Below are 14779 nucleotides of genomic sequence, written 5' to 3'. Positions count from 1 at the left end.
GACCCCGGATAGGGCCACTCTTTTTTTTGTTATGACCTATTTAATGCAAAACAAGAAGGGTGTGTTTCAGATTGTGAAACACACCCTTCTTGTTTTTGAGATCGAAAGCTTAGAAACCGTAGCGGATACCGATCTGCCCCTGATAAGGATTGCCTGATGGATTGGCAATACCAGAATTGTTTACGTTATAAACAAACTGGTTGGTTGTGTTGTTGAACGAATTAACTGAATATAGTGCCTGGTTTCCCATTGATTCGTTCACACCCCATTTCTTATTCAAGAGATTGGCTACGTTGAAAAGATCTCCTGAAATTTCAATGCTGTGGGTTTTATAAACTTTAAATTTCTTGCTGATTCTAAGATCAAAAATGCCATAGAACCCGTTGATACCGCCGTTCCGCTCAGCGATCTGACCGCTGTACCTGTTGATGTAGTCTTTAAGGCTCTGACTTGCATTAGGATTATCCATGATGGCCTTTAAACCAGTTTGAATGTTGGCTGGTACAGCAGTGTTGTTCCTGTCGAAAATAAAAGCAAGATCATTTGTTCCCGAAACAAAGTCGCCATTAGTATTACCGCCCGACAATAGAGAATAGCGTGTGCCACCGATACCTGAATAACGAATACCTACACTTACCCCATAGAAGGTAGGTAGTGTGCCATAGAATACAATTTTATGTCTGAAGTGGTTGTCTGAATAACTCATCTTACTCAGGTCTCTTGGATTATCTTTTACAGGTAAGGCTAGTGTCGCGGTATTCGCTACGTTTCCATTATAAGAAGTATTGTCTTTGGTATCGTTTAATGTATAGCTAAAGGTGATTGTTCCGTCTTTAAAGTATTGATAAGTAGCATCCAGAACTGCTGCGAACTGGTTTACACGCCCCTTGCTGTTCATTTCCAATACCCTACCGATCTTCTGACTAATACGCCCCTGTTGCCAGTCTGGTGCAGCGTTGGTAATACTTGCTGCCGGAACGTACACACCTCGGCCGCCTTCATTTTCCAATCTAAAGAATGGATTTACTGCCATATTGCGATCTACGTATACGTAATTGTTGCGTCCTAATGTGGCAAAACCTGTTATAGTGACTTTAAATTTCTCATTAATAAAATGTGAGTAAGAAGCATTTGCTTTATAAACTACTGGCACGCGGGCATCACTTGCGTTAGTGTTGATCGTGAGAAGTTTGTTAACACCCGGGATGTCAAACAATTCCAGTCCGGGCGCATTCTGAGGGTTATTGCGGTAATCTATGAAATTTGGTATTGGCACATTCGGTGCTCTCACATCAACTGAGGCAATGCGCGTTCCGTCAAATACCCTGTTGTTGATCGTCATGTAATTATTGATGTCCGATCCAAAGATACCAGCACCAAGCCTGATGAAATCCCTGTGCTCCTCATTCACATCCCATGTGAACTGCAGTCTTGGCTGAATCTGGAAAGTCGACAGCGAGTTGTCTGTGCGTAAACCAAGCTCATCCAGAACCAACTGATTCAGAGGCGCAGCAGGGTAGAAACTGTAATCGGCACGAATACCTGCCGTCATCTCCAGGCCCGTTGCAAGCTTCGTTTGCATTTGTCCATAAAGAGCGGTATTGAAGATTCCCTGAGTTACACTTGGGTCGGCCACTAAAGGCACTTCCCTTGTGTATCTGTATGGTTTAAGGTCATTGAAATTCTGCAAGGCAGTTCTATTGTTTGCCGGATTGGCCAGATCTGCGGTATTTCTAAACCAAAACCTGCCGTTCAGCTCACTTCCGTAAACAGAATGTGCACGGGTATACATTAGGTCTGCGCCAAAAGTATATTTAATCTTGTCTGTGTTGTAATACAGGTTATTTACAATCTGTAATACATTATTAGTAAAACCTTCCTGTGCAAAACGGTGACCACCTATCTGAATATTTGTTGCTGCATTGGCTCCATTAATACTTGAAATTACGTTTTCTACAACGGCTCTTGGAATGTTTGCGGCAGGCAACTGATCACCTGGACTGCTTAATTGGTAGGTGTACAAATGCTGTACCTTTAGCTCATTGGTTAGTTTGGAATTGATGGATGAACGTAAAGTAGCCAGTAAGCTGTTATCTACGTTTTTGTCATTTCCATAAGATTCGTACAAATTGATCGGGCTATTGTCTTCCAGGCCCTGCTTGTTGCGGTCATTGGTGTAGTTGTCTCTGATTGTCAACAGGTTTTTCTCATTGATTTGCCAGTCGATTCTTGCAAAACCTGCATCTGAACCGCGTAGCTTATCAAATTCTCCAGTCTGGCGTCCCTTTACCCCATATTTATCCTGGGCGATATCCACAAACTCTTTTAGTGTGGCAGGAGTAATCCTCAGTCGAGTAATATCGGCGTCGGTTTCCAGATTGGCAATCATCAAAGGCCTTGCATCACGCTGATGGTCCCATGCAGCAAAGAAATGCAGTTTATCTTTAATGATCGGACCGCCTAATGAAAATCCATATTGATAGGTAGAGAAATCAGATTGGCGTTTGTTGCCATTGATTGCATAAGGACTTGCCAGCCAGTCTGCCCGGCCATAAGTAAATGCTCCTCCACTAAAAGTATTCGTACCCGATTTGGTTACTGCACTAATGGTCCCACCGCCACTTCTGCCAAAGGTTACGTCATATTGGTTGGTAACTACCTGAAATTCCCGGACAGCTTCCATAGATAAAGAATAAGGTGCACCGCTTCGGCTGGTGGTAGAACCTGCTGAAGTTGGATTCTTAGCCGTCATACCATCAATAGTGTAATTAGTAGAAGAGCCCAGCTGGCCAGATATTGTGCCACCGCGGCTTAAAGGAGACAAGTCCATAAGATTGGTGAAATTCCTGCCGTTAACAGGAAGTTTCTCAATGTCTCTGGCCGTAATGGTGGTTGCAGCACCGAGGTTTTCAGTTTTGTTTTTAAGTCCTGATCCTACAATCTCTACTACTGCCAGGTTTTCTACTGCATCCTGCATGGTGATATTGATTTTCAGGGCATCACCCTGATTTAATGAGTAGCCGGTTATTTTTTGGTCGCCAAAACCTACATAAGTTGCAGTAATAGTGTAGGGTTTCCCAAGGGGAAGTTCTTTAAAGGTATACACACCATTGCTGTTGGTAGTGGTGGAGGTGTTAAATCCTGTAGATTCATTACGAACCCTGACAGATACGCCCGGAACAGGTTTTTTTTGAGTATCAGTAACGGTTCCTGATATTGAAGTTTGTGTTGTTTGTGCCAGGAGTTTATTTTGGGCAAAGCAACAGAATAGAAGCAGGAGAGCTGTACATAGTAAATTTTTCATCATCTGAGTTAGTAGGTTGATTTTTGATGACGAAATTAGGGTTGGAATATTAGCTCAGAAATAGATTTATATTAAGAAATTCTGCAACGATTTGGATATTAATGATGCTACGAAATAGATTACCAATCACAGGAGTTTAAAGCTTTCGTCATCTCGACGTAGGAGAGATCTCTTGATTATGCCAGAGTTCAAGAGATCTCTCCTACGTCGAGACGACACGAGCTACTTCTTCCCAGCATTGTATTTATCACTAAACTTTTTGTCCAGCTGCTTGTGGAGGTTATCCAGATTAATGTCTCTGCCCTGAATAAATGCCTGCTCAACTTTATTGGTTTTCATATCAAGGGCGTCACCAGCGGAGATAAAGAAAGTCGCATCTTTACCAATTTCCAAACTTCCAGCCGTTTTATCTATTCCTAGTACTTTTGCAGTGTTTAATGTAATGGTCTGTAAAGCTTTTTCTTTATCTAAACCCCAGGCAGCAATAGTGCCAGCCATAAAAGGAAGATTCCTTAGCTGCCAATAACTGTGCATACCCATCACTACATCGAGTCCTGCATTGGCCAATACCCCAGCATTCTTATAAGGCATATTTACATCACTATCATCAGAATCGGGTAAGTTATGGGGCTCATTTACTATAATTGCTATGTTGTTTTCTTTTAAGAAACTGGTAATTAAATAAGCTTCATCGCCACCTACAATAACAGACGTAATGCCGTATTTTTTGGCAAACTTAACCGCTGCAATGATGTCTTTCTCGCCTGCTGCGGTAATAAACAGTCGCTGACTGCCATCAAACAAATGTTTCATCGCTGCAAATCTTGTATTTGTTACTGCAGGTTTATCTGTTTCGGCATAGGCTTTTGCCTCAGCAAAAAACTGATCAAGGGCATTTAGAAGGTTGTGTGTACGTTCTTTAAGCACATCGGCAGAAACAACAGGTCTATTACCAGTGTTCCTGAATTTTGGCGTTACAGGCCAGTTCAAATGCATGGCATCATCTTTTTTGATAGCAGCATCTTCCCAGTTCCAGGCGTCGAGCTGTACTACTGATGAGCTGCCGGATATTGTGCCGCCCTGTGGAGTTATCTGAGCCATTAGTACACCGTTACTTCTTACAGTAGCAGGTACTTTAGAGTCTGTATTGTAAGCCACCAAAGCTCTGATGTGTGGGTTGAAATCCCCAATCTCGTTATAATCAAGCGTAGCTTTAACAGAACTGATTTCAATTAACCCAAGATTGGTGGTGGGAGCAATAAACCCGGGATAGATGTGTTTTTCGTTTGCGTGGATTACTGTTGAGCCAGTCATATCAATACGGGCAACTGTTGCATCTCCTACGCCTGTAATTTTTCCTTTATCAAAAATGAGGTAGCTATTTTCAATAACCTTTCCATTGCCTACATGAAGCTTCGCACCCATCACAATGGTCTTTTTATCCTGAGGTTTTGCCGGTGAAATGTTGGCTTGTGCAAAGCTGCTTAATCCCAAAGGCAACATCAATAGCGTTAAAATGTATTTATTCATGGTCATGAGTCCTTTCCATTTCATTAAGTTCAAGAGAATAATCTTCCAATGTTTCGCAATCATACAAGTGCTTTTGCTCTGCTTTAGGGCGTTGCGTTTTGCTGCCTTTGTCTTTGCTGTCCTTCATTTTTTGAATTAACCGCGCCCGTTCCGATTGTTGTTCTTTTCTGATCTGGGCATCACGATCTATATCCCAGTATGCAACACCATCTACAAAAGTCTTCTCGGCCTTGGCATAAATAGATAGCGGATTATCAGACCAAACTACCACATCAGCATCTTTACCTACCCTAAGGCTGCCTACCTTATTGTCAATGTGCAGCATTTTTGCAGGGTTTAGCGTTACAAATTTAAAGGCATCCTCTTCGGGTACACCACCATATAAAACAGCTTTCCCTGCTTCTTGATTTAATCTGCGGGCCATTTCAGCATCATCAGAGTTAAATGCAGTTGTGATGCCTACGTTATGCATGATTTTTCCATTGTAGGGAATCGCTTCGGCAACCTCCATTTTATAAGCCCACCAATCAGAAAATGTAGAAGCGTTGATACCGCGGGCTTTCATTTTGTCGGCTACTTTATAACCCTCAAGAATGTGGGTAAAAGTATTAATCTTAAAACCTAAGCTATCTGCAACATGCATGAGCATATTGATTTCAGACTGTACATAAGAGTGACAGGTAATGAAGCGTTTATTATCCAGAATCTCTACTATGGCATCTAACTCCAGATCCTTGCGAACAGTGTTGCCCTTTTTGGCAAGTTCTGATTTATATTCTTTTGCACGTGTAAATTCATCTACAAAGGTCTGTTCAACGCCCATTCTGGTAACCGGGAATCGTGCGCCGGTGCCAAAGTTGCTCTGTTTTACATTCTCGCCAAGCGCAAATTTTATAAAACCATCGGCCCCTGCAAACTTTAACTCTTCTGGTAACTTGCCCCATCTTAATTTAATCAATTGTGACTGACCACCGATAGGGTTTGCAGAGCCATGTAGAATCTGTGAAGTAGTAACTCCGCCAGCTAGCTGACGATAAATATTTACATCTTCAGAATTGATAATATCTGCCACACGTACTTCAGAAGATACAGATTGTGCACCTTCATTGATACCTCCGGTACCTGCAATATGGGAGTGTTCATCTATAATACCAGGTGTTACATGTTTACCCGTTGCGTCAATTACTTTGGCGTTTCCGGTATTTAGGTTTTTGCCTACAGCTTTGATTTTGCCGTTTTCTAAAAGGACATCGGCATTTTGTAAAATACCTTCTTTTTCATTTGTCCATACCGTAGCATTTTTCAATAAAACGCTTTCCTGTTTTAAAGGTGTTGTATTGCCAAAGGCGGTAAATGGAAAAATTAATGAACCTACAGCATCTTTATTCTTTGGTTCAGCGGTTTTAGCAATCACTTTGTTTGTCGTGTCTTTTAAAGCATCATCTTTTTTAAACAGAATAAAGCGTTTGCCTTGCACCCAATTCTCTTCTATTATATTTTCCTTTTTAAAGAGGCTGTCCGATGTAATAATAAAGTTGGCCAGTTTTCCCTTTTCAAGAGTACCTACTTTATCCGCTATTCCAATCATCCCGGCAGGGATCTCAGTAAGTGATAAGAGCGCTTGTTTTTGAGTTAGCCCATTATCAAGAGCGGTGCGTATGTTTGTCCATAAATCTTTTGGTGCTTCCAGGCCCTGAGTGGTAAGTGAAAATTTAATTCCTGCTTTTTCCAGCGCTGCCGGATTGGTAGGAGCCATTTCCCATGCTTTCATTTGCGCCAGCGTTATATTCCTGTTTTCAACAGTATCCTCAACATCATAGGCTTTAATGAAATTAATGGGGATAATAAGACTTGCCCCGGTTGCTTTAACAGCCTCGATTCTTTGGTATTCATCACCATTAGATTTTATGATGTACTGTTTGCCAAATTCCTGTGCAATTTTGCTGGCCCTTAGTACATTTTGCCATCCCTCTGCTTCAAAAATCTGAGGAATGTTTTGTTGTTTGTTAAACTCTTCCAAGGAGATGTTGTATTCTTCTTTTTGTTTGCCATACCATTGTGCATCGTAATAAGTCTGACGCAGTAAGGCTATTGCACCCATCAAAGAAGTTGGATAATCATTTTGCGAAGATCCTTTGCTGAAAGAGTAATTCGCTGCCGATTGTGGATTAAGTATGGTGCTGTTTTCTTTTTCATCACTTAGTGTTACTGCAAGAGATGTTCCGCGGGCAATACCGTCTCTGCTAATTGCGTTTACCGTTCCAAAGCCTGCTTTACGCAAATCATCAGCTTTCTTACTGTCCGCAGCAAAAAAGGTGTTTGCTTTTGTTTCGGGTCTTATTGCCTCATTCCAGCCATAAGCACCTTTTTTTGTAGAGGTAAATATAGATTGACGCGGACCGGAAACACGGTTGGCTTCAGGTAATCCATATGAGGTAAAGGCATCAATAAGAGAAGGGTATATGAATTTTCCCTTTAAATCGATCACTACATATCCTTTAGGGATTGAGGTGGCAGTTCCTACAGATTGAATGGTTTGCCCTTTAATTAGTAATGTGCCATTAGGGATAATTTGATTTGCACTAACTACAATATTAGCATTGGTGAAAGCGTAAGTGCCTTGTCTGATGTCGTATGAGCCGTTAACCGGATAAGTTTGCTGGGCAAACAGGAGCGTAACAGAGAAAACCAGAGCCAGGCTAAGCAGAATTTTCTTCATAAAATTTAGTTAAGTCCCTAAATCTATTACAAAAAAGCCGGAATTAAAATCTTGTTGCCTGTATGCAGGGCTAAAAACTATAAATTCTGGCTAGCTTTTGCATATTTGTTACAAAAGCTAGCCAGAATGCTCATTATTTTGTGATGATTTCTAGATTGCCGCCGTTCTTAAACAGGTCATGAGATACAAAGTAACCTTTGTTCTCTACTCCGTTAACTTTTATAACAGTAATTCCTCGTCCTTTACCTGGTTTTTTGATGGTTAATGTTTTGTTGGTGTTTGTTTTCCAAATTACTTCATCAAAGAGAGGGGCTGTTACAAGGTATTCCGGGTCTGTTGCCGAAAATGTGTACAAACCTAATGAGCTCAACACATACCATGCAGACATTTCTCCGGCATCATCCATTCCGGAAAGTGCCAGGCCTTCAGGGCCAATTCCATACAGCTCGTTCAGTATTTTGTCGATGATTTTCTGTGATTTTTCCGGCTTGCCTATAAAGTGATAGGCAAAAGGAGCTTCATGATCTGGCTGATTGCCATGACAGTACTGACCGATCATTGTTTCTACATTTCGGGCGATGTACTTAGGGTTCCAAGGTACTGTAAACAATGAATCAAGTTTTGATTCAAAACCCACTGGTCCGCCATACAATTCAATTAATCCCGGGATATCATGAGGAGCAAAGAAAGATACCTGCCAGGCATTAGCTTCTCTGTACATATACTCATAGTATGGATACTGAGGATTAAAATTCTTAATCCAATCGCCATTTGGCAATCTGCCCCTCATGAAACGTGTGGAGGGATCAAACATGTTTTTAAAGTTTTTTGATCTGGCCATTAAGATCCTGTAATTGGTTGTATCTCCAAGCTTCTTCGCCATTTGCGCAAGCGAATAATCATCGTACGAATATTCCAGGGTTTTTGATACCCCTGCATTGGCTTTAGTTTCTACATGCGGATTAGCAATGTCAGGATCCGAAATATATCCTTTTTGAATATACTCCTCCAAATGAGGCCGTGCACCTGGCGATACATTTGCGTTTCTTAAAAGCAGCTTATAAGTGCCTTCTACATCGAAATTGTCAATTCCTCTCAGGTATGCCCCAACAATGGATGAAGCGCCATGATCACCATGGAAAAACGTAGGGATAAATCCGGTTTTATCGCCAACATCCTTCATTGATTTGATTACATCGAGTGCAACCTTAGGAGAAATCAACCCTAAAAGCACATCTTTATTGCGATATGTGTCCCATAAGGATGGTTCTGTGTAGTAGTTAAAGTCTGCTTTTCCTGGTTTCTTTTTTGCATCTGTATATTCTCCATTTACATCGCTTCGTAATGCAGGCCATAGCAAAGATCTGTACAAAGAAGAGTAAAGCATTTGTTTTTGCTTTTCAGTTCCACCTTTTACCTGAATAGATGATAATATAGTTTCCCACGTTTGGGTCCCTTCGTTACGGATTTGATTAAACGATTTAGTTCCAATTTCTTTTTCAAGGTTTTCTTTAGCATTTTCAGTACTTACAAAAGACAAACCTATTTTAAGTTCAACAGGTTCTTTGCCACCATCTGCCAGGTGAACCATAGCAAAGCCTTTTCTTGAACCTTCTTCCTGTTTTTCCAGCTTTTCGATATTATTGTTCAGTTTGGCGTAGAAATAAATTACCTCACCAACGTTTTGAAACCCTTGCAAATCTGTATTTCCTATCTGTTCAATTTTCCAATTTCCTACTCTGTTGTTTGCTTTGCCAAGGTCAAACAGGATTTTGCGACCGGTTTTGTTTTTATATTCATATTTATGATAGCCGGATCTTAATGTAGAAGTAAGGCTTACATTAACATCGTAATCATCCAGGTATACCTGATAAAAGCCTGGTGCTGAACTTTCTTTTTTATGAGAAAAGTGGGAACCGAACTTGCCATCCTGATCTGGAGTTGTTGATTTTCCTGAAACAGGAAGGATAGGGATATTGCAAAGATTCCAGTGGCCTTTATTGGTATGGGTAAAGCCATAAATCATGTTGTCTTCATATTCATATCCGGCGCCCGATCCGTATTCTGTAATGGGGCTAAGTTGTACCATGGCATTAGGCATCGAACTGCCTGGAAAGGTAAGTCCTGCCCACGATCTCCATCCTTTAGGTAGGTTATAACCAAGGATCGCTGAATCGGTAAGTGGTGCAGTACCGATAAACGTATTTACATACTTGGTAAAACTTTTTGTTTTCTGGCCCTTACTTACATTAAAAGATGCAAGCAGAACGATCAGCATTAAGCTTAGGTTTTTAATTCTGAGTTTCATTTTAATTTAAACATTTGTGTTGTTTACCAAATATATAAATTTCGAAAAGATTACTCCCCGGTTTGTCATTGTACATGCCGCCGCGAATTTTATATTTGTATATGGATCAGGAAATATTTGGTAAAGTAGACCATTACATCAGTCAGATGTTGGCACCGGAAGACGAAGTTCTTCAGGAGACAATAAAATCTTTAGACACCGCAGAAATGCCTCAGATCAGCGTTACAGCAAACCAGGGTAAGTTTTTGCAGGTTATTGCACTTATGTGTAATGCAAAAAGAGTGCTTGAGCTGGGCACGCTTGCTGGCTATAGCACAATATGGCTGGCAAGATCACTTCCCGAAGATGGTAAGATTGTTACAATCGAATTTGATCCCCGTCATGCAAATGTTGCAAAGCAGAACATTAAAAATGCCGGACTCCTGGATAAAGTTGACATAAGAGTAGGTAAGGCGATGGACATTATGCTGGAAATAAAGGAAGCCAAAGAAGAACCTTTTGATCTTATATTTATTGATGCAGACAAGCCACCTTATACTGAGTATTTTGAAATGGCATTAAGCCTATCTCATCCGGGAACGGTTATCATTTGCGATAATGTGATCCGGGAAGGTAAAGTACTTGATGAGAATAGTACAGATGATAGGGTTATAGGTGTGCAGCGTTTCAATAAATTGTTAGCTTCCAATAAAAATGTCACTGCAACTATACTTCAAACAGTTGGCGTTAAAGAATACGATGGTATGGCTATTGCCGTAGTAAAATAAATAATTCACGATGATTCAGAACAAAAAAATCACTACACTTTTTACTGATATAGGTGGGGTATTACTCACTAACGGCTGGGACCGGAAGGCAAGGGCCGAAGCAGCGCAACTATTTAATCTGGATCTTATAGAGGTAGAAGAAAGACATCACCTCACCTTTGATACTTACGAGGTTGGAAAAATTACGCTTGATGAGTACTTGGATAGGCTTGTGTTTTATGAAGACCGGGATTATTCTAAGGACGATTTTAAAGAATTTATGGTCAGTAAATCTCTTCCATATCCTGATATGATTAAACTGATATGCGATCTAAAGAAGAAGTATAACTTAAAGGTGGCAGTGATCAGTAACGAAGGGAGAGAGCTTAATCAGTATCGGATCAGTACTTTCAAACTAAATGAATTTGTTGATTTTTTCATCTCTTCAAGTTTTGTCCATTTCAGAAAGCCGGATGCAGATATCTTTAAGGTTGCTATAGACATTTCTCAAAGTGATGTCGAAACAAGTATATATATAGATGACAGGATGCTTTTTGTGCAGATAGCGGAGGGGCTGGGGTTAACCGGAATCTGCCATACAGACTATGAAGACACCAAAATAAAACTGGAACAGCTCGGCTTAAGTGTCGATTGATTTCATATCTAAAAAATATTTACAGCCGTTGGTCGAAATTTTTAGGGAGTTTGTCGTGAGTTACACGATGCTGGTATAATACGCCGGATTTGGGTGAAACGAAAGGGGAGTAGTGACGTCTTATTAATAAAAACAATAAGAAAAATCCTAAAACATAAAGTCATGAAAACTCTAACAAAAGCACTATTCGGAACAGCATTAGCAGCAATCTTTTTAACCTCTTCGGCAATGACAACTTTAGCTGCCAATAACATTGAAATTACTTCAGTAAAAACAAGTTCAAAAGGAATCAACAGAATTTGGGTTGCAGGAAATGTGAAGATTGTATTAACCCAAAGTGATAAGGAAGGAGTTTTTGTTGATGAAAACTTCGATGCAAATAACACATCAGTTTTAAGAAGGGGAGAAACTTTGTTTATCAACTCTACAGAAAGTAATCAGGTTACGGTAAATGTTTCTGTAAAGGATCTGCAAAGAATAGAAGCTGCAGGTGGTTCAGTAGTTGTTACTAAAGGCAACTTTGATGTAAAATATCTTCAGTTGTTTTTAAGTCAAAGTGCAACAGCTAAAATTAACTCTAGGGTGGGTAGTTTATATACAGTGATCAGTGAGGATGCAGTGTTAAAGATGAGTGGTAGTTCAGATGAGCATACCTTGATCGCAAGTAATATGGAGAATGTTAAATTTGATAATTTTGCCAGTTTGAAAACAGAGAATTTAAGTGAAGGGGTGATTATGAGTGCTGATAAAACAGCGGCAATAAAGTAAAATAAAACGCTTAATCCATGAGAAAGCCCGGTATTACCGGGCTTTTTTTATGAACTTACTTCGGCTTGCTTTACGGCATTGGACTTTCGTCGGCCTTATTTATTTCACTTTTAGCAGGAGCAGCATCTTGTCCATCAGTTGGTTCCGAGCCTTTTAGGTAATTAGGCAGGTTTAATCCGGCCATATTAAACAGATCATTAAGCGGGGGAACAGTTTTCATCATTCCCGAAACAAAATTGGCGGTAGATGAATTGCCGTTTTCACTAGCACCGCTGCCTGAATCCCACACGGTGATCTTGTCGATCTTAATATTTTTCACTGCTTCAACTTGTGTTTTTACCAATTCCGGTAATTTCTCAATTAGCAATAACTGGAATGCTTTGGTTGGGTCGCCACCTGCAGCGGCTACTACTTCTTTATAACCTTCTGCCTGTTTCGTTAGTATTTCGAACAGACCCTTTGCCTCGGCTTCCATCTTTGCAAAGATGGCATCTGCTTCACCTTTCGCATTTTCCCTAATGGTTTCGGCATCTGCTTGTGCTTGTATAATTGCCCTTTGCTTGGCAATTTCAGCCGGAATAACTATGTTGGCAATCTGTGTAGCCCTTTCTCTTTCCGAACGGGCAGCCTCGGCTTTTTGTTCAGCCAGGTATGATGCTTCCAATGCCTGAGCCTGTTGAACCTTTTCTGCAGAAACCGCTATTTTTAACGATTCAGCTTCTTTCTCTCTACGAAGTGCGTCGGAATTAGCGATATCTATTTTTGCTTCATTTTCTCCTTTTACGGCAATGGCATTGGCTTCTGAAGTTTTGATACGCGTATCTCTCTCCGCTTCGGCCTTACCAATTCTTTCATCTTTAACCGCTGAGGCGATGCTGATTTCCCTGTCTTTTTGGGTAATGGCAATTTTAACATCACGCTCACGCTGGGTCTCGGCAATCTGAACATCTTTTTCCCTGTCGGCAATAGCTTTACCGGTTTCACCAATTTTGGTTTGTTCTGCAACACTAATCAAAGCCTCGTTAATGGCCTTTGCTGCGGCCTCTTTACCAAGCGCTTCGATATAGCCAGACTCGTCCTTAATATCTGTAACGTTAACGTTGATCAGTTTAAGCCCGATCTTTTTAAGCTCAGTATCTACATTTTTTGAGATGTTATCCAGAAACTTATCCCTGTCAGAGTTTATTTCTTCAATGGTCATGGTGGCAATAACCAGGCGGAGCTGTCCGAAAAGAATATCCTTGGCCAATTCCTGTATCTCCGGTGCAGCAAGGCCAAGCAAACGTTCAGCAGCATTGTTCATGCTGTCGCTTTCTGTAGAAATGGCAATTGTAAAGCGACATGGAACATCAACTCTGATGTTCTGACGGCTTAGCGCATTTACTAAGTTCGCTTCAATTGAAATCGGCTTAAGGTCAAGGTACGCGAAATCCTGAATAACCGGCCAGATAAAGGCGCCTCCGCCATGAATACACTTGGCCGAAGTTCCTCCGGTTTTTCCGTAAATAACCAAAATTTTGTCTGAAGGACATCTTTTGTAGCGGGCAATTAACGCCGATAGCATTACAAAAATAACGATAACGGCAACAACGATGATGGTAAGTGGTGATTGTAAGATGTTTTCCATTCTAAATTCTTTCTACTAAGACTATGTTTTGGGTTTCTATACTAATGATGGTTACAGTTGATGCGCTTTCTATTGATTCTCCATTGGTAATGGCATCAATTTCCCGAAAGGATCCGTTAATGCTGATCTGGATTTTACCGGTTCCTGTTTTATTTGCTGGGATGCGCAGATAAACAGTTGCATTTTTGTTTAAGGTAGATTCTATCTTAAAAGTATTGTTCTCTGCCAGCTTTTGAATTTGCTTCATTATTAAGAAAAACAAAAAGATAAAACCAGCTCCTACTAAAACGGACACGATGATCAGTAAAGGTTTATTCGTAATAATGGAGTAAAATGAGATACCGGCCCAACTCAATCCCAAAAGAAAGTTAATTAAATTTCTGAATGAGAATAGCTGAAAGGGTGCATCCGCATGATCAAGGTTTCCATCAAAATCGGCGTCTATTCCATCTGCAGAATCAACGCCAATAAATGTTAAAATAGTTTGAATTATAAATATCAAACTTACGGGTATAGCTATATACCAATATGCCCTTAGTAAGGGTTCGAGAGCGTTAAAGTAATCCATTGTTGTAAAAATATAATTTTTCTAAAACTTAAACAAACCAAAAATGGCATTAAAAAACACCAATTTTGGCTTGGAAATCTAAGCGGGAACTTTATGAAAATTAAGAATTGAGATTTATTAATTAATACATTTGCCTTCAGAAACAACCTTTAACCGAATAAAACTATAATCATGAGTAATTCTGATAACTCTTCTGAACTTAACGACGTAATATCTCACAATGTATATTTTGAAGGCAAAGTGCAAAGCCTTGGCCTGGAAACGCTAAAAGGCAAAGCTACAGTTGGCGTAATGAAAAAGGGAACCTATACGTTTTCTGCATCATCACCAGAAGAAATGGTAATCGTATCTGGCATTATGCATGTAAAACTTCCGGGCGACAGCTATAAAGAATATAAAAGCCAGGAAAATTTCCACGTGGCTGCTGGTACTTCTTTTGATATTATATGTGACGACGATGTAGCTTATATCTGCTATTACGGCTAATCTAATTCAATTCTTTTATCTAAAACCATATTATTTTTGCGTATTTGTGCAAATTTGCATTTATTTGC

Annotated in this window: 10 protein-coding genes; 4 read left to right on the top strand and 6 right to left on the bottom strand. The window is 40.2% G+C overall.

Annotated features, from left to right (window positions below):
- Positions 1-109 precede the first annotated feature (109 nt).
- The 4 genes from HQN86_RS17665 to HQN86_RS17650 form a co-directional block, all read right to left on the bottom strand.
- Complete coding sequence (locus HQN86_RS17665; protein ID WP_246269682.1) at positions 110-3307, bottom strand: TonB-dependent receptor; 3198 nt, start codon at positions 3305-3307, stop codon at positions 110-112.
- Between the two features lie 219 nt (positions 3308-3526).
- The gene (locus tag HQN86_RS17660; RefSeq protein WP_246269679.1) at positions 3527-4897 is read right to left on the bottom strand and encodes an amidohydrolase family protein; all 1371 of its coding nucleotides are present in this window, start codon (positions 4895-4897) and stop codon (positions 3527-3529) included.
- Positions 4827-7553, bottom strand: a complete 2727-nt coding sequence (locus HQN86_RS17655; protein WP_172662231.1) for an amidohydrolase family protein — start codon at positions 7551-7553, stop codon at positions 4827-4829. Before HQN86_RS17655 ends, HQN86_RS17660 begins: the two co-directional genes overlap by 71 nt.
- A gap of 133 nt (positions 7554-7686) precedes the next feature.
- Positions 7687-9861: a GH92 family glycosyl hydrolase gene (locus HQN86_RS17650; protein WP_172662230.1), complete on the bottom strand. Its 2175-nt coding sequence runs from the start codon at positions 9859-9861 to the stop codon at positions 7687-7689.
- A 101-nt stretch (positions 9862-9962) separates the two neighbouring features.
- Between HQN86_RS17650 and HQN86_RS17645 the strand changes: the two genes are divergently transcribed.
- The 3 genes from HQN86_RS17645 to HQN86_RS17635 all read left to right on the top strand — a co-directional run bounded on the left by HQN86_RS17645 (position 9963) and on the right by HQN86_RS17635 (position 12030).
- Entirely contained in the window at positions 9963-10628 is a 666-nt protein-coding gene (locus tag HQN86_RS17645; RefSeq protein WP_172662229.1) for an O-methyltransferase, read from the top strand.
- Positions 10629-10638: 10 nt separating this feature from the next.
- The gene (locus tag HQN86_RS17640) at positions 10639-11262 is read left to right on the top strand and encodes an HAD family hydrolase (RefSeq protein ID WP_172662228.1); all 624 of its coding nucleotides are present in this window, start codon (positions 10639-10641) and stop codon (positions 11260-11262) included.
- 162 nt (positions 11263-11424) lie between these two features.
- Positions 11425-12030: a GIN domain-containing protein gene (locus HQN86_RS17635; RefSeq protein WP_172662227.1), complete on the top strand. Its 606-nt coding sequence runs from the start codon at positions 11425-11427 to the stop codon at positions 12028-12030.
- Positions 12031-12100: 70 nt separating this feature from the next.
- Here the strand turns inward: HQN86_RS17635 and HQN86_RS17630 are convergent, their stop codons facing one another.
- The gene (locus HQN86_RS17630) at positions 12101-13657 is read right to left on the bottom strand and encodes a flotillin family protein (RefSeq protein ID WP_172662226.1); all 1557 of its coding nucleotides are present in this window, start codon (positions 13655-13657) and stop codon (positions 12101-12103) included.
- Between the two features lies 1 nt (position 13658).
- Positions 13659-14225: a serine protease gene (locus HQN86_RS17625; RefSeq protein ID WP_172662225.1), complete on the bottom strand. Its 567-nt coding sequence runs from the start codon at positions 14223-14225 to the stop codon at positions 13659-13661.
- A 171-nt stretch (positions 14226-14396) separates the two neighbouring features.
- Here HQN86_RS17625 and ppnP point away from each other — a divergent pair, with 171 nt between their 5' ends.
- Positions 14397-14711, top strand: coding sequence for a pyrimidine/purine nucleoside phosphorylase (gene ppnP, locus HQN86_RS17620; protein ID WP_172662224.1), 315 nt, complete (start codon positions 14397-14399; stop codon positions 14709-14711).
- The last annotated feature ends 68 nt before the right edge of the window (positions 14712-14779 follow it).

Origin of the sequence: Pedobacter panaciterrae, from assembly GCF_013204795.1 — a bacterium.
Lineage (GTDB): Bacteria > Bacteroidota > Bacteroidia > Sphingobacteriales > Sphingobacteriaceae > Pedobacter > Pedobacter panaciterrae.
The sequence above is the reverse complement of the archived record's forward strand: the minus strand, read 5'-3'. Positions and strand labels throughout refer to the sequence as shown.

Bases quoted from the DNA above. Each gene is read 5' to 3' on its own strand.
- HQN86_RS17665 (WP_246269682.1), bottom strand. From the start codon at position 3,307: ATGATGAAAAATTTACTATGTACAGCTCTCCTGCTTCTATTCTGTTGC.
- HQN86_RS17660 (WP_246269679.1), bottom strand. From the start codon at position 4,897: ATGATTGCGAAACATTGGAAGATTATTCTCTTGAACTTAATGAAATGG.
- HQN86_RS17655 (WP_172662231.1), bottom strand. From the start codon at position 7,553: ATGAAGAAAATTCTGCTTAGCCTGGCTCTGGTTTTCTCTGTTACGCTC.
- HQN86_RS17650 (WP_172662230.1), bottom strand. From the start codon at position 9,861: ATGAAACTCAGAATTAAAAACCTAAGCTTAATGCTGATCGTTCTGCTT.
- HQN86_RS17645 (WP_172662229.1), top strand. From the start codon at position 9,963: ATGGATCAGGAAATATTTGGTAAAGTAGACCATTACATCAGTCAGATG.
- HQN86_RS17640 (WP_172662228.1), top strand. From the start codon at position 10,639: ATGATTCAGAACAAAAAAATCACTACACTTTTTACTGATATAGGTGGG.
- HQN86_RS17635 (WP_172662227.1), top strand. From the start codon at position 11,425: ATGAAAACTCTAACAAAAGCACTATTCGGAACAGCATTAGCAGCAATC.
- HQN86_RS17630 (WP_172662226.1), bottom strand. From the start codon at position 13,657: ATGGAAAACATCTTACAATCACCACTTACCATCATCGTTGTTGCCGTT.
- HQN86_RS17625 (WP_172662225.1), bottom strand. From the start codon at position 14,225: ATGGATTACTTTAACGCTCTCGAACCCTTACTAAGGGCATATTGGTAT.
- ppnP (WP_172662224.1), top strand. From the start codon at position 14,397: ATGAGTAATTCTGATAACTCTTCTGAACTTAACGACGTAATATCTCAC.